Below are 23,083 nucleotides of genomic sequence, written 5' to 3' on the forward strand. Positions count from 1 at the left end.
TTTTATCCTTCCTTATTTTTAAAAAATATAGATGAAAATTTAAAAATAACCACCCAGTGAATCAATAATACTATTCCCCAAAATATTGGTGTACCATATAAATTTAAATCTATCCAATTTAAAATTTGAGGGTTTTTAAGCAAATTTTCACTAAACAAGTTTGCTACGATTCTTTCTTTAAAAATTAATAATACGAGGTTAATAACTACATATATTGTTACATGATCGTAAAAACCTTTAATAGCCTCAACATGCTTATAAGCCCTTTCTAACTTTCTTAGTTCGCCTTTCTCCATATTACCTGTATTTGCTAACATCATTTTGGTTTTCTTCTAAGTATTGTTTAATTTTTCTTTCTTCCCAATCTTTACTAAAAAACAGATTAAAACCAAAAACCTTAGCTCCATGAAAAAAAATACCTATGCCCCAAAAAATCCACGTAGAAAAAGTACCGAAATTAAAAAAAGCCCCTGTAAAGCTTTCTCCTGCACTTATATTAATAACAATGTGTACAGCACTAATTATTATATTTACAACAGCATAAACCATAAGATGCGAGTAAAAGCCTTTTAAATCTTTAATTCGTTTTTCTGCTCTTTCTCTTTTACTACTATTATTGCGTGTTTTCATTTCTAACGTATTTTTTTTGTGAATATTAATTCCATTTTTTTTTAGTATCATCATCTCTCATAAGTTCTTCTATTTTTCGCTGCTCCCAATTTTTACCCATAAATATCTCATATCCAAAAAGCTTTACAGCTTTTAATATTAGAGATATTGAAACACCTAACACCACCCATAAAAACCAAGGGTTGCTCCACTCGTTAAGATAATAGTTAATGCTTCCTGTAATTACAATAGCTAAAATGTATTTAAAAACTTTCCCGTAAAATACTTTAACAGCAGCTACTCTCTCCTTTGCTCTAAAATATTTACTATCATTATCTGTATTACTCATAGGTTTTAATTTTATAGTTTAAAGATCGCACCATACAATTGCTTTTCTAAATATGATATACCGAACTGTACTATTTTGATACCCAATTGGTATATGACTCTTAATAATTTTAAAATTCATCATCATTCATATATTCACGCATCTTGCGTTCTTCCCATTTTTTGCCTAATAAAGGGTTATAGCCAAAGGCACTCATACCATGCGCTAAAACTCCAAAACCCCAACCTAATGCAGGAAAAATCACCCATAAAAAACTAGATGTTTTATAATTTATCAAAGCTAGTATAGGTATTACAATGCAGTACGCCATTAAGTTACCGTAAAAGCCTTTAATTTTTTCCACACGTTCTTTTGCATTTTTATAACGCTTATCATCTAAGTAATTAGCTTGAGTTTCCATATTTGAAATCTGTTTGGTTAAAATAGGAAGCTCAACAACAAACTCTTTTTCTGTTTTAAAAATGTTTACTGTTTTATCTGACAATATCTTATATCGTTCTTGAATGTTTTGCAAGCCCACACCACTACTCTTTTTTACCACTTGTTTTTCTTGCAAATTATTAGAAACAATAAGTCTACCTGATTCTTCTACCACTTTTAAATGCAATGGTCTATTTGAGTTTACTACGTTATGTTTTACCGCGTTTTCAAGCAATAACTGTAAAGAAAGAGGTATAATTTTAGCATTGGGATTTATAGATTTATCTGGTACCGTAAACACAATACTATCTTCAAACCGCATTTTAAGTAACCGTATATATGTTTTTGCAAACTGCAATTCTTCATCTACAGACACTAAATCTTTATTTTTCTGTTCTAATACATACCTATATACTTTAGATAAGGAAGTTGTAAATTTTTGAGCTTGTTTCGGGTCTTCTTCTATTAGACTTGTTAATACATTAAGGCTATTGAATAAAAAATGCGGATCTAATTGATTTTTTAAAGCGTCAAATTTTGCTGAAGCCGTACCCGCTATAATTTTTTGTTCTTTTACTTTTTTATTCTGCGCTGCTTTGTAAAAATAAATAGCGTGAAAAAATATAGTTGCAATTAGCGTTATTAATAAACATACTCCATAAAACCCAGGTTGCTCACCAGATAAAAATTGCACCCAAGTGCTACCTTCTATTACTACCTTCGTAAAAAAACGAATAGCAAATATACCTGCCATACTCAAAAAAATACTTCCTATACCACCAATTAAAAGCCTTAACCTTCCGTATTTTTCCCAAAGTACTTTTTTATTTAAATAGTCAAAATAACTCGTATTTATTATAGTTAAAATAACTGAATACAAAATATAGTTTCCTAAATCGCTAATAAATTCAGCATTAAAAACTACCGTTTCGTTACCTAAAAATCGAAGTCCTATATCTACAAAAGCGATCACTAGGCCTACTAAAATGCCTATTAAAATTATCTTTGTTATATATTTCATATGTGCATTTGTAATTATACTTGCCTAAAATAATAAAAATCAAGGCTTAGCCATTCCAAACTTATTGCTTACCAAGCGCTCTACAAATATTATTATTAAAAAAGAACTATTAAATTTAGAATAACTGAACTGTCCTATTTAATAGATGAAATGTTATTTTTTACATACATATACCTTCTTCTCTTCATAACTAAATGAAAATCAAAACAATACAACTTAAAAAATAAGCATTTATTTTTATAAACAATTTCCTACATTTTTAAGTATATTTATCGCAAAATGTAGTACTTTATTTATGAACTTTTTTTATTTTTGAAGAATTGAAGTTTTTTATCCCCCTAATAAATTTTTCAAAAACAAACCTACATTACTCAGCATTAAAAGGATTTTTATGGGGAAAAAATTGATTGTAATTTCAGTAATAATATTTGTAATTCTTACAATTACAGTATGGTTTGTTGCCATAACAAGAGTTAACATTTATACTGAAAATTTAAATCATATAGAATCTTCTAAATCTGAGAATCGTTTATCTCGGGCTAATACAGAACTATTAAACCTCTACGAAACAAGTAAGAAAAAAGTTTTATTCTTAAGTGATTTGGTTCAGTTAGATTATAATGAAAATTTATCTTTTGAAAAATCAAAAGACATACTACTGCTCTTTTTAAAAAATAATGATGGTTATTTTCAAGCTAGGGTAATAGATAGCTCAGGAATGGAGCTTATAAATATTGAAAATGTTCACAACAATATTACGGTTTTTAAACAGCAAAACTTAGAAAATAAATTTAATCGCTATTACTTTCAAGAAGCTATTAAATTAAAAAAAGGGAAAGTTTACACTTCCGATTTAGATTTAAATATAGAAAACAATGAAATCGAAATTCCGTATCGTCCAACTATTCGGTTTTTTACTAGTTTTTATGATTCTGAACATAAAACAATAGGTGTTGTCGGCTTAAATTTAGATGCTGAAGAGTGGCTAAACTTTGTGGGTAGTGATTATATATCTATTTTAAACTCTAAAAAAGAACTTTACTATTCAAATGAAGAAGATATTAAACTTTATGACAAATCTGCAATAGATTTGACTACAAAAGATGTTTTTGGAAACCCTATTTATAAAAGTAAAAAAATTATTTTAGAAGGTCATAATGATTGGACAATTTATACCAGCCTTAATACTCCTTTAATAAAAAAGAAAATAGATTCATTTAAGAAAACTACTTATTTAATGACTTTGTTTTTAAATCTAGGGATTTTATTTTTCGCTTATACAATTCACAAATTTTATTTCAAAAACAAATATATCTCTTCATTAAACACATCAATAAATTTACGTTTAGAAGAAAGAAATACACTTTTAAAAGAAATACACCATAGGGTAAAAAACAACTTACAAGTAATCACCAGTTTACTTAACCTTCAAGCGCGCTATATAAAAGATGAAGAGGTAAAAAGTATGCTTAAATACAGCCAATATAGAATACAATCAATGGCTTTACTGCATGAAACTTTATATAAAAGTACCGATTTAAGTAAAATCAATTATTCTGACTATGTAAATCAATTAGTAAGTGGCTTAATCGTTTCAATGAAAGGGAGTAATAATAAAATTGACTTAGAATTAGATATTGACAATATTCATTTTAATATCGATACTTCTATACCACTTGGTTTAACTATAAACGAAATTGTAACAAACTCACTAAAATATGCCTTTATAAATGAAAAAGGTATTATTAGTATAAAATTAAAAAAAAATACCAATAACTCTTATTTATTAGAAATTGGTGATAATGGAAAAGGATTCCCAAAAGATGTTACTTTTAGAAACACAGAAACACTTGGCTTAAAACTAGTACATAAACTAGTAGTACAGCTAAATGGGAACATTGAAAAAGACAATACCAAAACCGGCACAAATTACATCATAAATTTCGAAGAAATACAAGAACTATCGTAACATGGCATATAACATATTAGTAGTTGAAGACAATTTTATTATTCAAATGTTTATTGAAGAAATTTTATTAAGCATTGGTAATACCGTGAGCACAGCCAATAACGCAAAAACTGCTCTAGAACATCTTTCTAACCACAAACCAGATCTTATTTTTATGGATATTGGTATTGGTAAAGGACTAGATGGTATTGAAGTAACCACTATTATTAATGAAAAATACAAAATACCTGTAGTTTACCTAACAGGTAATTCTGATTTATCAACACTTGAAAGAGCTCAAAACACCAATCCTATTCACGTTATTTTTAAACCTATAGATGAGAGTAAATTAATAAAAGAGTTTAGCCACATTATCGAAAAAGTAGCTGAATACAACAGACATCAGTTATTAGCGAATAACAGCTAAACTATAAGGGCACGGCATAAGTATGTTTTATAGTACCAATCACAAAAGTACTGTGTGCACTACCTATGTTTTCTACTGAGCCTAAGCTATTTATTACAAAGTCTTGATAATCTTTCATGTTTTTAACCATTACTTTTAGCATAAAATCATAATCGCCCGAAATATTATAACATTCCGTTACTTCATTTAATGACAAAATATCTTCAACAAACTTATTACCAATTGCTTTGGTGTGTTGTTTTAATGTAATGTTACAGAAAACAATTAGTTCTCTGCCTAGCTTTTCAGCATCAAGTATTGCTGTATATTTTTTTACATATCCCTCTTTTTCTAATTTTCGAACACGCTCATACACGGGTGTTGATGATAAATTTACTAACGCAGCAAGCTCTTTTGTCGTGTAATTAGAATTTAATTGTAGGTGTTTCAATAGTTCTAAATCTGTTACATCTAAATTATTCATAGATAAATTTTCTTTTAAAGTGTATTTCAATATCAAAGATCATTATTATTATCTTCAAAACATCAATTTAAAAGTTAAATAAACCTAATTAATTCATTTAATAAGATAATAAAACCAATATATATAATTTTGTAAAGAAAATATATCTAAAACAATACATCACAACAAATGAAAACTACAAATTTAGGGTACCCAAGAATTGGAAATCAAAGAGAGCTTAAAAAAGCTTTAGAAAACTATTGGGCAGGTAAAGAGCCTGTAGAAACATTGTTAGAAACAGCAAAATTAATTAGAAGACAAAACTGGCTATTGCAAAAAGAGCAAGGAATAGACCTTATACCTTCTAACGATTTTTCATTATACGATCAAGTTTTAGATATGTGCATGACTTTAAATGCAATACCAGATCGTTATATTTCTATAAAACACAACAAAAATTTTTCTTCTGAAGATCTTTATTTTGCAATGGCTAGAGGTATTCAAAAAGATGGTGTTGATATTACTGCTATGGAAATGACTAAGTGGTTTGATACTAATTATCATTATTTAGTACCAGAATTTTCTGAAGGTCAAAAATTCTCTTTTGTAAATTCAAAAATAATTGACGAATATAAAGAGGCTTTAGCGCTAGGTATAAAAACAAAACCTGTTTTAATAGGTCCTGTTTCATTCTTACTTTTAGGTAAAGAAAAAAACGGAAACTTTAATAGAATCGATTTATTGAATGAATTGTTACCATCGTACTACGAAATATTAAAGCAATTGACCGCTTTAGACGCTGAACATGTTCAGTTTGATGAGCCTTACCTTGCAACAGAGTTATCAAATAAAGAGCGAGAAGCTATTCGCTTTACATACACACAAATAGCAGATAAATTCCCAGAATTAAAAATAACTTTAGCAAACTATTTTGATTGCTTTGGTGAGAATTTAAATACCGTTCTTGAGTTACCTGTACATACATTACATTTAGATTTAGTACGTTGTAATTTACAGTTAGATGATATTTTAAATTCAAACAAATTAAAATCAAACACCCATTTATCATTAGGGGTAGTTGATGGTAGAAATATTTGGAAGAATGATTTTGAAAAATCTTTAGAATTAATTCAAAAAGCAGTAAACAACATTGGTGAAGATCGCATTTTAATTGCTCCATCATGCTCTTTAATTCATTCGCCATGCGATTTAGAATTAGAAAAAAACGAAGCTAATTTAAGTGCTGAAGTAAAGCAATGGTTAGCATTTGCAAAACAAAAGTTAGAAGAGGTAAAAACATTACGTGATTTTGCTGCTAAGAAAAACTTAGCTACTACAATAGATAAAGTAAAAGCCAATGTTTTAGCAAATAAAAATCGAAAAACTTCAACAACTATACACAACCCAGAGGTAAAACAACGTGTTGAAGCATTAACAACAAAAGATGATCAACGAATAAACTCTTTTTCTGTTAGGCAAAAACTACAACAAACAGCATTAAACTTACCATTATACCCAACAACAACTATCGGTTCTTTCCCTCAAACTAAAGAAGTTCGTAGCCAAAGAGCCAATTTTAAAAAAGGCAATATTTCTACTGAAGACTATAATACTTTTCTTGAAAAAGAGACAAGAGAAACTATTAAATTTCAAGAAAATGCAGGCTTAGATGTACTGGTACATGGCGAGTTTGAGCGTAATGACATGGTCGAGTATTTTGGAGAAAAACTAAACGGATTTGCCTTTACTAGTTTTGGTTGGGTACAGAGTTATGGTAGTAGATGTGTAAAACCACCTATTATTTTTGGTGATGTATCTAGAGAAAATCCAATGACGGTAGAATGGTCATCATACGCACAATCGTTAACCAAAAAACCCGTAAAAGGTATGTTAACAGGCCCTGTAACTATTTTACAATGGTCATTTGTTCGTAATGATCAGCCACGCTCACAAACTTGTGCTCAAATAGCATTAGCTATACGTGATGAAGTGGTAGATTTAGAAAAAGCTGGTTTACAAATTATACAGATTGATGAACCTGCGATACGAGAAGGTTTACCATTGCGAAAAGCAGATTGGGAAGTATACTTAAATTGGGCAATTAAATCGTTCCGTATATCGGCAAGTGGTGTACAAGATCAAACTCAAATACATACCCACATGTGTTATTCTGAATTTAATGATATTATTCAAAATATTGCTGATATGGATGCTGATGTAATTACTATTGAGTGCTCAAGATCGCAAATGGAGCTTTTAGATGTTTTTCATGAGTTTAAATATCCTAACGAAATAGGACCTGGAGTTTATGACATTCACTCTCCAAGAGTACCTGAACGTTCAGAAATGGTAGCGTTGATTGAAAAGGCAAATAAACTAATTCCTGCAGAGCAACTTTGGATTAACCCCGATTGTGGCCTTAAAACCAGACATTGGGAAGAAACAAAAAAAGCCTTAATTGAAATGGTAGCAGCCGCTCAAGAATGTAGAAAAAAGGTAGCTGCAATAGCATAAACCTTATACTAAACAATACCACAAAGCGCATCTCTAAAACAGAGATGCGCTTTTATTTTTTCTACATTTAGTTTTTCATATAAATTCGAGTAATTTTGTGCTATGGTTAGAACATTTCAGCTCCGCGTATCTTTAAAAGAAGAAACTATAGAAGGCATTCTTAAAAAGAAAGCGGCAAAGCATGTAGGCGCTCATGAAAACGATATTGTAGTTAAGGTACTCCGAAAATCAATCGATGCTCGTAAACCGCGCATTTACTTTAACTATAAACTACAAGTTTTTATTAGAGAAAAACCATCTGAAACACCTGAGTATTCTTTTGAATATAAAGATGTTTCGAAAGCCAAAGAAATTCATATTATCGGTTTTGGCCCCGCAGGTATGTGGGCAGCATTGCGTTGTTTAGAACTAGGTTTCAAACCTATTGTTTTAGAGCGTGGTAAAAATGTAAGAGACAGACGTAAAGATTTAAAAGCAATTAACCAAGATCATATTGTTGGCGAAGACTCAAACTACTGCTTTGGAGAAGGCGGAGCTGGCACTTATTCCGATGGCAAATTATACACACGTAGTTTAAAACGTGGTGATGTTCGTCGGGTTTTTGAAAGCTTAGTACACCATGGTGCTACTGATCAAATTTTGGTAGATGCTCACCCACATATCGGCACCAATAAATTGCCTAAAATTGTAGAAAACATGCGTGAAACCATCCTTAAATGTGGTGGTGAAATTCATTTTGATACTCGCGTGGTAGATTTTACTATTACGAACAATAAAATAAAAGCCATTCAATTACAAAATGGTAATGAAATGGCTGTAAATAAAGTTATACTAGCCACAGGTCATTCCGCTCGCGATATTTATTATTTATTACATAAAAAAGAAATAGCATTACAAGCAAAATCATTTGCAATGGGTGTTCGCGTAGAGCACCCACAACATATTATAGATAGTATTCAATACCATTGCTCTGGTGATCGTCATGAGCTTTTACCTGCAGCATCATATAGTTTAGTAGAACAAGTAAAAAACAGAGGAGTTTATTCTTTCTGTATGTGTCCTGGTGGGTTTATTGTTCCTGCTGCTACTGCACCTGGCGAAGTTGTTGTAAACGGTATGTCGCCTTCTAAACGAAATAATTTATATGCAAACTCAGGTATTGTTGTTGAAATTAATGTTGATGAAGATTTAAGAAAATACGAGCAGCATGGCGAACTAAGAGGTTTAGAATATCAGAAAGATTTAGAACGGTTGGCTTTTACCGCAGGTGGGAGAAACCAAACTGCACCTGCACAACGGTTGACAGATTTTGTGGAAGGTAAACTATCAAACGACCTTAACCCTACCTCTTACCAACCAGGTCTGAAATCGATGCCATTACACTCACTATTACCAAAATTGATAGGCAGTAGATTGCGTGGTGGTTTTCAGGCTTTCGGAGAAAAAATGAAAGGGTATTATACTGCAGAAGCTAATATTGTTGGTGTAGAATCAAGAACGTCTTCTCCTGTAAACATCCCAAGAAAAGATAACTTACAACACCCTGAAATTGAAGGTTTATACCCTTGTGGTGAAGGTGGTGGTTACGCTGGTGGTATTGTATCGGCTGCTATGGATGGTGAACGCTGTGCTGAAGCTGCAATTGCAAGTTTATAAATGTATAGAAATGAACTGGATTTTATTAATTATTGCAGGTCTGTTTGAAGTTGCGTTTGCTGCTTGTTTGGGTAAAGCTCAACAAGCAACCGGTAACGATACAGCTTACTGGTATATTGGGTTTTTAGCATGCTTAATGGCAAGTATGGCACTACTTATGAAAGCAACTCAAGAGCTACCTATTGGCACAGCCTATGCTGTTTGGACAGGTATTGGTGCTGTAGGTACGGTACTTTTAGGTATTTTAGTATTTAAAGAACCCGCTACCTTTTGGAGGTTATTTTTCATTACTACATTAATTGCTTCTATTATTGGGTTAAAAATAACTTCTCATTAAGTAACTGATTGATTTATAACAACTTCTCAATTCATATACTTTAAAAAAATAAAAATTCTCTTATATTAACTAAACTTATAAAGTAGATATATCCGTAATTGTACGGATATCCGCATGTTACCAACAAGCTGAACAAAAATCCTGCTAATGAACAAACTTTCCTCTGAAAACCTAAATCTTCTGCCAAACCCGAATGAATTACAAAAAATTTGCAAATCCATTTCTGCTTTGGAAGCTATTATCTGTCCTGAATGGGAATACAGATATTATTCTTACCAAAAAGATTGGAGTGAAACAGAAGAATTTTGTGAAATGAGAAACGGACAAGGAGACCAAATGCTAATGGTTTTTAGCAAAAACGGAACTTGTATTAACGGATTTGCTCACGAAAGCGAAATGAATGGTTGGAAAAACATTCCAATTGAAGAAAAAAAATCTTTTGTCGAGAAAATATTTAGCTCAAAAAAAGAAACCAAAACGGAATTGACTCAAATAATTCCAAAAGGAGTTGTGGACAATTTGCCAAAAGTATTTAATGACTTTATATACGGAGAACCTGTAAAAAGTATTGGAACAACTTTTTGTATTTGGCAAACTGAATCAGATAATAATTGGAAAATAGGAGAAATCAATTTACCTAAAGGCGATTACAAAGATGGTTCAAATGATTTACTTCAGTTATTAGATGGAAAACCGTTGACTTACAAAAATTGGGCGGAAGAATATTACGAGGAAAATTTTGAGGAACACGAACTCAAATTGGAACTTGTAGAAAAGATTTATAACGGAATTATAATAACAAAAGAATTGGTTCTAGAATTAAATCCAGAATTAGATGATTTTGAACAATTGCAATCGGATTTAAACGAAATCGGATATGAACATAAAATATAAAAGCCAGTTGGTAACACCGTGTATAATTAATTGCTAGGTTCTTCCCTACTTGCGAATATTCCTGCGGAATATTCACGGGTTCGTAAAAGTTTACTAATTTAGTTGCTAACCACGCAACTAACCATACACAAAACCGTTGGTATTAATATTGACCCGTCCTGAAATATGTATACAAAACACTTCAAGTATATGTATAAAAATGATGGATATGTAAAACGCTATAGTGAGAGCTTTAAGCTCAAAGTCTTGGCAGAACTTACCAAAGGAAACCATTCCAAAAGACAAATTGCATTAACTTACGGTATTCAATCCAGTACTATAAACGTATGGATCAAAAAGTATGATCGTAAAGATTTAATGAATACCCGTGTAACCGTGCAAACAGACGATGAACTTTCCCGTATCAAAGCCCTTCAAAAAGAGCTCAATCAACTTAAGGACCTTCTCATTAAAAAGGACCTGGACAAACTGGTGACCGATAGCTATCTCGAGGTAGCGGCCGAGAACCTAGGCTATAGAGATGTTGAAGAATTAAAAAAAAACTTAAACATAAAGCCCTAATGAAAGTAGCACCGATAAACCGTAATGAAAGGCTCTATTCAATTTGTACTATCTGTAATGCCTTTGATCTGAAAAGAGATGCCTATTACAAATTCCAAAAACGTTTTGTTATCAAAAAACAGATAGAACAAGATGTAATCCAACTTGTTCGGGAAAGTAGAAGAACACTACCTCGAGAAGGTACCAGAAAACTCATGAGATCATTAAAAAATGAGTTTCAAAAGTACGACCTTAAAGTCGGTAGAGACCAGCTGTTCCGTATCCTAAGAGAAAATCGATTACTCGTTAGAAGAAAAAAATATTCTTCTAGAACCACAAATTCATATCATAGGTTTTATAAGTATGGTAATATTATAAAAGACTTGAAAATCAATAGACCTAATCAAGTCTGGGCTTCCGATATAACCTACATCAGAACCATTAAAGGATTCTGTTACCTAGCATTGATTACAGATATGTACTCACGTAAAATCGTTGGATATGACCTAAGTGATAGCCTAGAACTAAAAGGGTGTGTCAGAGCTTTAAATAAGGCTATTTACAATGCCAAGAATATTGACCAACTTATTCATCACTCGGACAGAGGTATTCAATATTGCAGTAATGTCTATACTCAAATATTGAAAAGAAAGAAAATTAAAATCAGTATGACTGAAGAAAACCATTGCTATGAAAATGCCCTAGCAGAAAGGGTAAACGGTATTCTAAAAGATGAATTCTATCTTGACCAAACCTTTACCAGCGTGATACATGCGAAAAAAGCAGCCAAAAATGCAATCAAATTATACAACTCTAAAAGATTGCATTTATCTTTAGATTATAAAACACCTAATTACGTGCATCAATATGCCGCTTAAAACTAATATTAATCTGTAGCCGTATTTTAGGACGTGACATTTTCAAAAATACAGTACACATTATTTCTATGCGATTTTTTTATTTAGGAGAAACTAGAGAATTAAGTATAATTGGGCATTACCCTCAAACTATGCGGACTAAAAATGTAGGATATAACGTAGATGCATTTAATTCTGAGCGTAAAGTAAAAGCAGACATATTCCCCGATTTTGAGCCAAAGTATGGTTTGGATTTACAAATGGGAGCCAATGCTACTGATGCACTAGACAAATCTACTTTACCTTATGGTTTTGTAGTAAGTGAAAAGCTTAAAAAGCTTCTAATGAATTTTATGTTACCGCCTCATCGCTTTTACAAGATCGATGTTTACGGTACTGACAGAACATACTACTGGTTTCATTATATCACGAACATTTGGAATTATATTGACTTTGAAAATACAGAAATCGAAGTCATTCATAAGTTTAAATTTGAAGTAGAGGAAATAAAAACATTTAGTTCTTTTGAAGAAATCATGACCTTTAAAAAAAGTTTGCCACGTCAAAATACCATTCGATTTGGCTCAATAAAATTGAGAAATAACTTTCCAAATTATGACTTATTTGAAATGACTGGTCCTAAATATTATACTTTGATAAGCAATAAGTTGAAGCAAAGATTTGAAGAAGAAAAAATTACAGGAATTGGCTTAAAAGAATACACCAAAATAAAACTAAACCAAAAGCTTTAGCTTCGTGCGAAGACGGAAACGAAAAGTTTCCTTGCTACCGCACTACGCTTAGCTAAACCGTTGCCAGTAATTAAACCGAACCAGAAAAACTATGGAAATTACATTAGAATATTGGAATGAATTAGCAAAACAAACTCTCCTAATTACTTCTTTATTAAGTGGTTTTTCAATTACGGTAGTAGCGAATCTATTGGTTTCTGACAAAAATGATAAACTGACTAATCGAATTTTGAAATCTGCGACTTTATCAGCTGGTTGTTTTCTTGTAACTGTTTTTGCAATGGTTCATATAATAATGACGACAACACCAGGTGGATATATTAAAAACGTTTCAATAGATGATTTTCAAATTGCTAGAATAATTGGAATGTTAACCTTTATGATTGGACTTTTCTCTCTATCTACTATGATCGGATTATCAGGTTGGACGAAATCTAAAAAAGTGGGCATATTTACAACTGCGATTGGTATACTGACATTAATAATGATATTTATAACGATGACTAGATTTAACACCTAAATACTGAAAACCTATTGAATAAAAAAGAACTACTGGCAACAATGGCTATAATTAATACGGGTTTAGCTGTTTAAGATATAAAGCTGGAATATCAGCTATCACCACCAAATTTTTAAATTTGGCTTTTAAGATTGATAAGTTAAAAATAAAATATAAAAATTCGGCTCTGTATTAATCCGAAACGAAAGTGCTTATTAACTGCCCTACTTGCCACAGCCGAGCTCTTGGTAACAATTTCACAGCTCATCCTTAGAAAACCACAACTGAGAATCCTATTTTTCTATTAATAAGATTTGAGATTTATTATTGCTGTAAATAATAAATTAAAAAAAATTATAATATGAAAATTTTAAATAAGATTGGAAAAATAATTGTAATAAGTTGCTGCATTTATGCAATAATATCCTTAGCTCTAATTTGTTGGCCTATAAAGCTTGAAGAAAATGTCAAAAATTATGATTATAGCTCAATAAAAACTCAAACTAATACACATTTAGGAGTTGAACAATGGACAAAAATGAGAGATAATAAAAAAATTTTTAATCGAGTTTATAAAAGTCAAAGTAAAGACATTATGATACTAATTCATGGTTCCGGATCTGACAGCAGATATTTGGCAGATATTGCCAATGCAATCGCTAATAAAAATATAGCAACTGTAATAACACCCGATATGAGAGGACACGGAAGAAACACAGGTAAAAGAGGTGATATTGATTTTATTGGGCAATTAGAAAATGACATTGAAGATTTTATTCAATTTAGTAAGAACAATTTCAATGCTCATAATATCATTCTTGCTGGACACTCTTCAGGTGGTGGGTTTGTATTAAGGTTTATTGGAAATCCAAAAAACAAAAAAGTAGATAAAGCAGTTTTAATTTCACCTTATTTAGGATATAAAGCACCGACAGTAAAATCAAATAGTGGTGGTTGGGTAAAAGTAGCCTTGAAAAGAATAATCGGCCTTTCGATGCTTAATAATGTGTCTGTAAAAAACTTTAACCATTTGCCTGTGTTATTTTTTAACCGCCCAGAAACAATGAATGACAGTCTACAAGTTCCGTCTTACTCATATAATATGACTATGAATTTTGACACAGAAGACTATCAAAAAGAGATAGATAACATTAATATACCTTGCATGGTTTTAGTTGGAAAAGAAGACGAAAGTTTTTATTCTGAACAATTCCTCACTGTATTTGAACCTGCCAAAAAATTTGTTCAGGTAAAAATTATGGAAAATGTAAAACATTTGGATATTGTAAAAAACAATAAAACATTCGGATTAATTCAGGAATGGAATAAAAAACAATTAAAAAATGTTGCCAATACGGTGTATCATTAATTGCTTGATCATTGCCGACTTACGTACATTCTTGTGAAATATTCTATCTGTGATTTATTTGCTAAATTTAAAACTTAAAACACGTAAAAAACTACAGAGGCAAATAAAAAAACAATATGTCAATAACAAAGGAAGCCGAATTAATCGGAATGAAAAAAATAAGTGAAGTTGTTGGAACTACGCTAAAATTAATGAGAGAGTACGCTAAAGTTGGTATGTCAACTAAAGAGCTCGATGAATATGGCGGTGAAATTTTAAAGAGTTATGGAGCTAAATCTGCACCTTATGAGACTTATGGTTTTCCTGGTTATTCTTGTATTAGTATAAATAAAGAAGCCGCACACGGAATACCTTCAGAGAAAAAAATATTAAAAGAAGGAGATTTAATTAATATTGATGTATCTGCAGAACTAAATGGATTTTGGTCTGATAATGGTGGCTCTTTTGTTCTTGGAAAAGACATTCATAAGCATCAACCTCTTGTAGATGCTTCTAAAGATATTTTGCGCAAAGCAATAAACAATATCAAAGGTGGAGTGAAAATATCTGATATTGGATATTTAATAGAAACTGAAGCAAAAAAATCTGGATTCAAAGTCATTAAAAACTTGGCTGGTCACGGAGTTGGTAGAAGTTTACATGAAGAGCCGGAAAATATATTAAACTACAGAGTTAAAAGTAATAGAGAACGATTTAAAAAAAATACAACGGTTGCAATTGAAACTTTTATTTCAACAAAATCTACTATTGCGGTTGAACTGAATGACGGTTGGACTTTAGTAGGAAATAAAGGTGGGTTTGTAACCCAACACGAACAGACAATATTAATTACAGACAAGAGCCCTATTATTTTGACAGAATCAAATGGAATGTGGAATTAATCATTTGGTAAAATAACCTTATCTGAACCCATTAAAACTTACGAACAGTCATTACAAACCCAAGTTAGAACACAGTTAGCGTTTTGGACTTCATAACCATTGGGAAATGAATATGCTACAGCTACTTGCAAGCATTCAATGGAATCATACAACAAATATCGAAAATGAAAATAATGTTGAATAACCGCTGCTTTATTCTTACATTTTTTTTATAAATAACAAAGTGCTTTTTCCCATCCTTTGCAACAATTTTATGAATGATATCGGCTTCACAAAATCTATTTAAAACTCTATAAATTGTAGCCCTATTGATATCAATAGTCAATGCCCTTTCAATTGCATCTTGACTTAGCGCTTTCCTTGAACTTAAAAGCAACTTCAATATTGCCTCTTTTGTAGGCGTATTTCTTCGATTCATATTTTTTATTGCAACTAAGTTGCAATAACACAACATATATATATATATATTTGGCAAAAATTACTATTGCGACAAAATCGCGTTTAAAGTTTTGTTTAATGAATAGAAGAGAACTTATAAAACAACTTGGAGTATTTGGTTTAGCATATACATTACCAGGGTCTTTATCGCTCTTCGCTCAATACAATAGCAGCATGGATACAAAAGAATTTGAAGTAATAATTGTTGGTGGGAGTTATGCAGGGCTCTCTGCCGCAATGAGTTTAGGACGTTCATTGAGAGAAACATTGATCATAGATGCGGGAAAACCGTGTAACCGCCAAACACCACATTCTCATAATTTTCTGACCCAAGACGGAAGTACACCAAAAGAAATAGCTGAAATCGCTAAAAACCAACTAGCGATATATGACAGCATCAAATTTTATAACGGCCTTGCCGTAAGTGCCAAGAAGATTAAAAAAGGTTTTGAAATCACAACTTCAAATGGTGATGTTTTTACAGCAAAAAAATTGGTTTTTGCTTCAGGAATTAAAGACATAATGCCTGATATACCTGGATTTTCTCAATGTTGGGGAATTTCAGTAGTTCACTGTCCTTATTGCCACGGTTACGAAATACGAAATAAAAAAACTGCTATAATCGCTAACGGAGAAAGAGCATTTCACCTTGCATCTTTAGTGAACAATTTAACAAAAGAAATTACAATCATCACTTCGGGAACGAAGGAATTCAAAGAAAACCAACTCGATACGTTAAAGCAGTACAATATTAAAATTGTAGAAAAAGAAATTACAACGCTTGAACATAAAAATGGGCAATTAGAAACTATTGTATTTAAAGATGGTAGTAAAGAAAATTATGAGTGTGCATATGCTTCAATCCCATTTGAACAAAATTCTAGCATACCAAAACAATTAGGCTGTGCATTTACGGAACACGGCCATATTGAGGTCAATTCTATGCAGAAAACTACAGAAGAAGGCGTTTTTGCTTGTGGCGACAATAGTACGTTAATGCGCTCTGTAGCAATAGCAGTTTCTGGAGGAAACATTTCTGGAGCTGTTGTTAATAATGAATTAACACAGGAAATTTTTTAATATGGATGAAATATTATAATAAACATAAAATCAGAATGTCACTCAGAAGAAATTCTGCAATTTTTAAAAAATAAGTATCCAAATCTGAAAATCAATTTCGACTCGGAAGATTTCAACAAACCACATCTTTACGGTCATTATATTTTAAGAATTGAAAAAGAAACCATTGATATAAATTGAATTTAGATACCACTTAATGGCTAAAGAATTAAGCTATTTTAAGAAACAAAAAAACCGAGTCAAAACTCGGTTTTATATAAATTAAGTAATCTTATTTTAATGTTCTATATCGTATGCTAATATTGTAAATTGATATGGTGTTATAGCTAATTGAAACTCTTTAGTAAGCACCATTTCTTCTAAATTGTATTGTATTATTTTTTCTTCAGAAGGTATAGATATGTATAAGGAATTATCAAAATAATCTATATTACTAATAACAGAATCGTGGTCAGTAGATTCTGTATCCATTGGAACAGGTACTTGGTCTGCATATATTACAGCTTTAGAGGCAACATCGGTAACTTTAAAATCTCCATTTTTAGTTAAACTTAATACTTCTTTTTTGTCTCTAGAAACTATACATTTAAATAAATCTGTAGTTTCATGTATTGGACTAATTTCTTCACTATCTATATCAATAAAATAGGCTCCTTTACTCGTTGTATAGCCAACAAAAATATTAGAAGAATTGGTAGCTAATATACTTCCAAACCACTCATTATCTTCAAAATTAGTTGGGTAACTAATAATTTTTTGTTCACCAGTATCATTAACAACTAATACCCCTGTATTAGAACCAAAAAGAGCTGTTGTATTGTTACCCGCACTACCGTGAATTCCAGATGTACTTAAACTTTGTTCTTCTTGTGATACAATTTCACCTTCTTGATTTATAATGTGAACTTTTTCTGGTAATACAGCTCCATTTCCTAAATTGGTAACTGCTATGTTTCCATTTCTAAAAATTACCATTGCTCCATGATGCGCTGTGGTTCCTGTAGAAATACTTTTAACTAGTTCATTAGTTTCTATTGTTTTTTCATTAAAAAGACTAAGGGTTGCATCTCCGTCGTTATAAATAGCAACGTAATCTTGTTCAGATTTAAAATGTGTTGGTTCTGAGCTTTCAAATTTTACCGCAGCAAACCCTGTTTCTCCTAAATCATGACTGTGATCTCCATGATCTATTTCTCCACCAATATTAAATGTTTCTGTAAAGTTGTTATCTCTATGAGTAATAACACCATACCTGCCAGATTCTGTAGCATAGATGCTACCTTTTGCATATGATGCCTGGTAAGTTTTAACTTCTTCACTATCCAGATTTATAAAATTTAATGTGGGCGAATTAGTATCAGAAATTAATAAAGAGATATTTTCATGGGTTTCATGATCTTCTTCAATACTAACTGCATCATCATCTTTTGAACAAGCCGTAAATAGAACTGTTAAAGCTAAAAGAGGTAAAAAAGTAATCTTTTTCATATTTTGTTTTTATTTGTTGGAGCGCAAATATATAAAAACGAATCATTAACGCAACAAAGTTGCATTAATTTTCAAAATAACAATTAGTTTAAAAAAAACTCTATTATAAATTTCAACTTGATAAAATAAGACTTAGAATTTAAATGGTAACAACCTATATCCAAAGTCCTAATAAATTAAAAGGAAAATATCAAATACCCGATTATTAAATTATATACCCCATAGAAGATTTAGAAAGTGGAATAGACCTATATTGGGAAAAAGAACAAGAGTTAATTGTTGAAAAAGCCAGCAGGTAACAAAACGTATAAAAAATAAGGGCTTCGGGCTTAAATGAAAGGTTTGTGTATATTTATGAAGTCCGCAAAATCTTATAGATTTTAATTTAAAAAATAAAGCCTTGGCTCAACCGTTAATAATAATATGAAAAAATTATTTTTCACTTTTTTAATAATCATTACAATTAATACATCATTTGCGCAAACTGAACTATTGGTTAAAGCTAAAAATGGATTAAATATTCGATCTGAGTCTAATTTAAAATCTGAAAAAGTTGGAAAATTTAAATACGCTGAAAAAATAGAAGTCTTAGAAAAAACAGATATATATTTTGAAATAATTGATAATGAAGAAATAATAAAAGGACAATGGTATAAAGTAAAAGGCAAGTCCCTTACCGGCGAAATTGTTACCGGTTATGTGTTCAGTGGCTTTTTAACAAATCCTAAGCAAAAAGACACCTTTGAATTTATTTTTTACGATGATAATTACGACCATTTTTATTTCACTGCAAAAAAAGAAAAAAAGACATACAGTTTTATAACAAATGGTGAAGAAATAAATTTCTTAAGAGGTGATATTATTGAAATAGAATGGAAAGAGGTTTTTATTATCAGTGCTGGAGATGAAGATATAAAAGAATTAAACAATCGTTTACTTAGTATTAAAAAAATTAAAAATGGTATTGTTTCTAACTTTAGAAAGATTTATAATAAAGAAATTAAATATCATTATACAGATAATTATTCGCAATGGTATTTAGATTATATCTATTTAAATATTGAATATTATATAGCCAATTCAAAAAATAAGTTGATTAGAAACTTAATCGAAAAAAAGGAGCAACTTGAATATTCAATAGAAAATAGAAATAGAAATGGTACAAATTATTTAGTTATTGGATTAAGTCATTCGTCTGAATTTAAGACATCACCTTTACAATGGTTATACTATAATGAGAAAAACAGCAAATTTTATGAATATGACCTACCAAATGATGAATTGATTGAATATAAATAATACAGTTTAGTTTATTAGGAATCGTATTTTGTGAACTTTACTTATGTTCAGACGCACAAATTATAATAAAAAATAAAAAACACCTGGTAAAAATTGAAATTATGGAAAAACCTTGTTCAATAGCTCCAACTAATAAAAAAGAATATATCTCTAATCTTGGGAAGGTATTAGTTGAACAAAATGGGAAAAAGAAATATTACAAACCTGAAGAAGTTAAAAAAGCTCATAAAAACAGAAACAGGGATGATTATTTTGATATAGATTTTGAATGTTATGGTATGAGTATTTTTTGTTCTCATTCAGATTTTGATACGTACCATCAAGAAACTGGTGAAGTATGTGATTATGTAGCTATGAAAACCGAAATGCTATCTGGATTATCTGTTTCTACAAATGCTGACTGGACTGATATATCTGATTTAAATATTGATGCTTCTTGGTTAGATTTTGGAGATGTTTTTGAAGGTATTGGAGAGTTTATTGGTGGAATATTTGATGGCTTATAATGAAGTTTAAATTTAGTTGTAAAATGATAAAAACACTCTTAATACTATTATTTTTTAATATTACTTTTTGTTTTTCACAATCAGAAACCGTCCAAATTGGGTTATCGGAAAGTGCTCTTGAGTTAATTGAACAAAAAGTTGTTTATGACCCTAGCTACTTTTCAATTGATTACCCTAATGGTGACGTACCTAGTGGTAAAGGTGTTTGTACAGACGTTATCATTCGTGCATATCGAAAAATTGGAATTGATTTACAAAAAAATGTCCATGAAGATATGAAAGCTAACTTTAGTGCTTATCCAAAAAATTGGGGCCTTAAAACAACGGATAAAAATATTGACCACCGAAGAGTTCCGAACTTAATGACCTATTTTAAAAGAAAAGGAGCCGAAAAACCTATTACTAATGAAGCGGCAGATTATGTACCAGGAGATGTTGTTTGTTGGAATTTAGGTGGAGCAATAACTCATATAGGAATTGTGGTTGATAAAAAATCTGCAGATTGTAAACGAAATTTAATTGTTCATAATATTGGTGGAGGACAAGTTTTATCAGATTGCTTGTTCGATTATAAAATTATTGGGCATTACGCATTTGAAAACAATCAATAAAGTTATACTACGCTGCATTAACTATTTGAAATTATAACAACACGAATTAAGCGCGACTATAAATGCAGTATAGAACTTAAATTATCTATTTTGATGATAATCGCTTTAACTCAGCATCTAACTGGTTTATTCTAGCTTCTAACTTCGAACCAAATTTTGGGTATTGTTTTAAAAATATATACGAAACCTTCCAGAAATATACAGAAACATCATACGGTATTAATACTGGAGGAATATTAATATGATCGGCTAACAAATTATATCCTGTATCTGAATTATCGTATCTTCTAACAAACAATTCTTCATCTAAGAGTACAATTACAACATCTCCCTGAACAAGATCTTTTGGCTCTACATATTCACCAATAACAACATCGTTAAGAAATAAGCCTTCACCATTAGATTCCATAAATAAATCTTGAACGGTATAAGCTAATAAGTGAGAGCTAGCCTCTACAGGTATCGTAATTTTAGGTAATGAGCTATAAGTTTGCGAGATTTTAAATTCTTCAATAAAAATTTTACTATTAAGTGCATTAACAAATGGTACTCCTGAGAAACCTGCTTTTACAATTTGATTTACATCTGTAGTTATATCACCATCAAAACTCAATAATTTGTTAACAGTAATATCTTTTGTTAATATATCATCAATAGATATACTAAAATAATTAGCAACTTTTATAATCGTATCAATCTTAGGTTCGCTCCTACCCTCTTCATAAGCGCCTAAAGTGGCTCTTTTTAAGTGAAATACATTTGCAAAAGCTTCTTGACTTAATCCTTTTATTCCTCTAATTTTTTTTATATTTTTCCCGAAGAATGACATAATTTAGCTAATTAAATTTGCAATTAAGATGATAATGGTTATATTTGATACATCAAAAGTAACAAAATTTAGAGAAAACAAAGATAGTTCTAAAATAATTAGCAAAAACTTAAAGAATCGAAAACTCTGAAAAGTTAAAAAAATTCGTAAAAACCTATGAAAGAACAATTTAAAATTATTAAAAATTACTTACTTGAGTTGAACTATAATATTACTCATGAAAACGAGAAAGATGGAATTTTAATGATCCAAAATCACGATGAAGGTATCAACAATTTAATTATAGGAATTGCTAATCCTATTTTAATAATTGAGCAGTATATTTTTAAAATTACAAAGCCTAGTGAAGATATTTTTAAACAATTATTACAGAAAAACAGAGATATTATACATGGTGCTTTTGTTTTAGATGAAACAGGAGAAAAAGTAATTTTTAGAGATACTTTACAAATTGAAAATCTTGATTTAAACGAATTAGAAGGTTCTATAAACTCTCTAAGTTTATTATTGAGTGAATATTCTGAAAACATAATTCAGTTTTCTAAAGCCTAATTACAAACAATTAACAAGAAAAAATTATGAATATATTTAAAAGACTATTTAACGTAGGTAAAGCTGAAGCTCATTCGGCTATTGATAAAATGGAAGATCCTATTAAAATGACTGAACAAGGCATTAAGGATATGAAAGGTGATTTAGGCGAAGCTCTTGAAGGGCTTGCTCAAGTAAAAGCAATGCTTATTCGTTCTCAAAATGAAAAAGTACAGTTTGAAACAAAAGCTAAAGATTACCAAAACAAAGCCATGTTAATTTTACAAAAAGTTGGTAAAGAAGAACTTTCTAATGTAGATGGAGATCGATTAGCAACTGAAGCTTTAGTTAAAAAAGAAGAAAACACAGAACACGCAAACCGTTGTACTGTTGAAGTTGAGAAATTTTCTCAATCAGTTTCTCAATTAGAGACTAATGTAAACGTTTTAAGAAATAACATTAGCAAATGGGAAAATGAATTGAAAACACTTAAAGCTCGTGTAAAAGTTTCGAAAGCTACCAAAAACTTAAACAAGCAAATGGCAGCAATTGATAGTTCTAGCACTGTAAATATGTTAGAAAAAATGAAAGAAAAAGTTACCGAAGAAGAAGCGCTAGCTGAAGCTTACGGAGACATTGCTAATGAATCTAAAAGTATTGACGAAGAGCTTGATAAGGTTTTAGATGGTAAACAAATAAATGCAGAAAACGATCTTGAAGCACTTAAGAAAAAAATGGGGTTATAAAATTGATTTAATTTTATAACTTCAGTAAACAACAAGCTCT

Annotated in this window: 26 protein-coding genes; 18 read left to right on the top strand and 8 right to left on the bottom strand. The window is 30.6% G+C overall.

From position 1 onward, the window contains the following. Window positions 1–2: 2 nt before the first annotated feature. From H0I23_RS07930 to H0I23_RS07945, 4 genes are all read right to left on the bottom strand, one after another. Window positions 3–320 (bottom strand): 2TM domain-containing protein, encoded by a 318-nt coding sequence (locus H0I23_RS07930; protein ID WP_216785922.1) that lies wholly within the window; start codon window positions 318–320, stop codon window positions 3–5. Continuing rightward, window positions 298–630 carry a 2TM domain-containing protein gene (locus H0I23_RS07935; RefSeq protein WP_216785923.1) on the bottom strand — a complete coding sequence of 111 codons (333 nt, stop codon included), beginning with the start codon at window positions 628–630 and terminating at the stop codon, window positions 298–300. Before H0I23_RS07935 ends, H0I23_RS07930 begins: the two co-directional genes overlap by 23 nt. Window positions 631–655: 25 nt before the next feature. Beyond that, window positions 656–958, bottom strand: a complete 303-nt coding sequence (locus tag H0I23_RS07940; RefSeq protein WP_216785924.1) for a 2TM domain-containing protein — start codon at window positions 956–958, stop codon at window positions 656–658. A 109-nt stretch (window positions 959–1,067) separates the two neighbouring features. Beyond that, on the bottom strand, window positions 1,068–2,399 hold the full coding sequence (locus tag H0I23_RS07945; protein WP_216785925.1) for a 2TM domain-containing protein: 1,332 nt from the start codon (window positions 2,397–2,399) through the stop codon (window positions 1,068–1,070). A gap of 391 nt (window positions 2,400–2,790) precedes the next feature. Here H0I23_RS07945 and H0I23_RS07950 point away from each other — a divergent pair, with 391 nt between their 5' ends. Both H0I23_RS07950 and H0I23_RS07955 read left to right on the top strand, forming a co-directional pair. Beyond that, window positions 2,791–4,368, top strand: a complete 1,578-nt coding sequence (locus H0I23_RS07950) for a sensor histidine kinase (protein WP_216785926.1) — start codon at window positions 2,791–2,793, stop codon at window positions 4,366–4,368. Between the two features lies 1 nt (window position 4,369). After that, window positions 4,370–4,774 (top strand): response regulator, encoded by a 405-nt coding sequence (locus H0I23_RS07955; RefSeq protein WP_216785927.1) that lies wholly within the window; start codon window positions 4,370–4,372, stop codon window positions 4,772–4,774. Window position 4,775: 1 nt separating this feature from the next. Here the strand turns inward: H0I23_RS07955 and H0I23_RS07960 are convergent, their stop codons facing one another. After that, window positions 4,776–5,237 (bottom strand): Lrp/AsnC family transcriptional regulator, encoded by a 462-nt coding sequence (locus tag H0I23_RS07960; RefSeq protein ID WP_216785928.1) that lies wholly within the window; start codon window positions 5,235–5,237, stop codon window positions 4,776–4,778. A gap of 168 nt (window positions 5,238–5,405) precedes the next feature. Between H0I23_RS07960 and metE the strand changes: the two genes are divergently transcribed. From metE to map, 10 genes are all read left to right on the top strand, one after another. Beyond that, window positions 5,406–7,730, top strand: coding sequence for a 5-methyltetrahydropteroyltriglutamate--homocysteine S-methyltransferase (gene metE, locus H0I23_RS07965; protein WP_216785929.1), 2,325 nt, complete (start codon window positions 5,406–5,408; stop codon window positions 7,728–7,730). A 102-nt stretch (window positions 7,731–7,832) separates the two neighbouring features. After that, the gene (locus H0I23_RS07970) at window positions 7,833–9,386 is read left to right on the top strand and encodes an NAD(P)/FAD-dependent oxidoreductase (RefSeq protein WP_216785930.1); all 1,554 of its coding nucleotides are present in this window, start codon (window positions 7,833–7,835) and stop codon (window positions 9,384–9,386) included. 10 nt (window positions 9,387–9,396) lie between these two features. After that, window positions 9,397–9,723, top strand: a complete 327-nt coding sequence (locus H0I23_RS07975; protein ID WP_216785931.1) for a multidrug efflux SMR transporter — start codon at window positions 9,397–9,399, stop codon at window positions 9,721–9,723. A gap of 147 nt (window positions 9,724–9,870) precedes the next feature. Next, window positions 9,871–10,617: a hypothetical protein gene (locus H0I23_RS07980; protein WP_178984702.1), complete on the top strand. Its 747-nt coding sequence runs from the start codon at window positions 9,871–9,873 to the stop codon at window positions 10,615–10,617. Window positions 10,618–10,782: 165 nt separating this feature from the next. Beyond that, window positions 10,783–11,178, top strand: a complete 396-nt coding sequence (locus H0I23_RS07985; protein WP_254073593.1) for a transposase — start codon at window positions 10,783–10,785, stop codon at window positions 11,176–11,178. Next, the gene (locus H0I23_RS07990; protein ID WP_216783348.1) at window positions 11,178–12,035 is read left to right on the top strand and encodes an IS3 family transposase; all 858 of its coding nucleotides are present in this window, start codon (window positions 11,178–11,180) and stop codon (window positions 12,033–12,035) included. The genes H0I23_RS07985 and H0I23_RS07990 overlap by 1 nt, the downstream gene beginning before the upstream one ends. Window positions 12,036–12,103: 68 nt before the next feature. Continuing rightward, a complete protein-coding gene (locus tag H0I23_RS07995) occupies window positions 12,104–12,766 on the top strand; it encodes a hypothetical protein (RefSeq protein ID WP_216785932.1) in 663 nt (220 codons plus the stop codon). A gap of 91 nt (window positions 12,767–12,857) precedes the next feature. Further along, complete coding sequence (locus H0I23_RS08000; protein ID WP_216785933.1) at window positions 12,858–13,286, top strand: hypothetical protein; 429 nt, start codon at window positions 12,858–12,860, stop codon at window positions 13,284–13,286. Window positions 13,287–13,626: 340 nt separating this feature from the next. Continuing rightward, on the top strand, window positions 13,627–14,634 hold the full coding sequence (locus H0I23_RS08005) for an alpha/beta hydrolase (RefSeq protein WP_216785934.1): 1,008 nt from the start codon (window positions 13,627–13,629) through the stop codon (window positions 14,632–14,634). 116 nt (window positions 14,635–14,750) lie between these two features. Further along, the gene (gene map, locus H0I23_RS08010) at window positions 14,751–15,515 is read left to right on the top strand and encodes a type I methionyl aminopeptidase (RefSeq protein ID WP_216785935.1); all 765 of its coding nucleotides are present in this window, start codon (window positions 14,751–14,753) and stop codon (window positions 15,513–15,515) included. A gap of 121 nt (window positions 15,516–15,636) precedes the next feature. Here the strand turns inward: map and H0I23_RS08015 are convergent, their stop codons facing one another. Beyond that, window positions 15,637–15,969: a Fur family transcriptional regulator gene (locus tag H0I23_RS08015; RefSeq protein WP_371736672.1), complete on the bottom strand. Its 333-nt coding sequence runs from the start codon at window positions 15,967–15,969 to the stop codon at window positions 15,637–15,639. 62 nt (window positions 15,970–16,031) lie between these two features. Here H0I23_RS08015 and H0I23_RS08020 point away from each other — a divergent pair, with 62 nt between their 5' ends. Next, window positions 16,032–17,033, top strand: coding sequence for an NAD(P)/FAD-dependent oxidoreductase (locus H0I23_RS08020; RefSeq protein WP_216785936.1), 1,002 nt, complete (start codon window positions 16,032–16,034; stop codon window positions 17,031–17,033). Window positions 17,034–17,309: 276 nt separating this feature from the next. On the opposite strand, the gene H0I23_RS08025 is transcribed toward H0I23_RS08020, so the two are convergent. Then, on the bottom strand, window positions 17,310–18,521 hold the full coding sequence (locus H0I23_RS08025) for a hypothetical protein (RefSeq protein WP_216785937.1): 1,212 nt from the start codon (window positions 18,519–18,521) through the stop codon (window positions 17,310–17,312). Window positions 18,522–18,944: 423 nt separating this feature from the next. On the opposite strand from H0I23_RS08025, the gene H0I23_RS08030 reads away from it, so the two are divergent. The 3 genes from H0I23_RS08030 to H0I23_RS08040 all read left to right on the top strand — a co-directional run bounded on the left by H0I23_RS08030 (window position 18,945) and on the right by H0I23_RS08040 (window position 20,937). After that, window positions 18,945–19,820: an SH3 domain-containing protein gene (locus H0I23_RS08030; protein ID WP_216785938.1), complete on the top strand. Its 876-nt coding sequence runs from the start codon at window positions 18,945–18,947 to the stop codon at window positions 19,818–19,820. A 101-nt stretch (window positions 19,821–19,921) separates the two neighbouring features. Next, window positions 19,922–20,326, top strand: coding sequence for a hypothetical protein (locus tag H0I23_RS08035; protein ID WP_216785939.1), 405 nt, complete (start codon window positions 19,922–19,924; stop codon window positions 20,324–20,326). Between the two features lie 23 nt (window positions 20,327–20,349). Next, window positions 20,350–20,937, top strand: coding sequence for a DUF1287 domain-containing protein (locus tag H0I23_RS08040; protein ID WP_216785940.1), 588 nt, complete (start codon window positions 20,350–20,352; stop codon window positions 20,935–20,937). Between the two features lie 85 nt (window positions 20,938–21,022). Here the strand turns inward: H0I23_RS08040 and H0I23_RS08045 are convergent, their stop codons facing one another. Continuing rightward, window positions 21,023–21,766 (bottom strand): helix-turn-helix domain-containing protein, encoded by a 744-nt coding sequence (locus H0I23_RS08045; protein ID WP_216785941.1) that lies wholly within the window; start codon window positions 21,764–21,766, stop codon window positions 21,023–21,025. A gap of 156 nt (window positions 21,767–21,922) precedes the next feature. Between H0I23_RS08045 and H0I23_RS08050 the strand changes: the two genes are divergently transcribed. Together H0I23_RS08050 and H0I23_RS08055 are read left to right on the top strand one after the other, a co-directional pair. Then, a complete protein-coding gene (locus H0I23_RS08050) occupies window positions 21,923–22,318 on the top strand; it encodes a YbjN domain-containing protein (protein ID WP_216785942.1) in 396 nt (131 codons plus the stop codon). 26 nt (window positions 22,319–22,344) lie between these two features. After that, the gene (locus H0I23_RS08055) at window positions 22,345–23,043 is read left to right on the top strand and encodes a PspA/IM30 family protein (RefSeq protein WP_216785943.1); all 699 of its coding nucleotides are present in this window, start codon (window positions 22,345–22,347) and stop codon (window positions 23,041–23,043) included. The last annotated feature ends 40 nt before the right edge of the window (window positions 23,044–23,083 follow it).

The sequence above is a fragment of the Cellulophaga sp. HaHaR_3_176 genome (assembly GCF_019021925.1).
In the GTDB taxonomy this organism is placed as follows: Bacteria; Bacteroidota; Bacteroidia; order Flavobacteriales; family Flavobacteriaceae; genus Cellulophaga.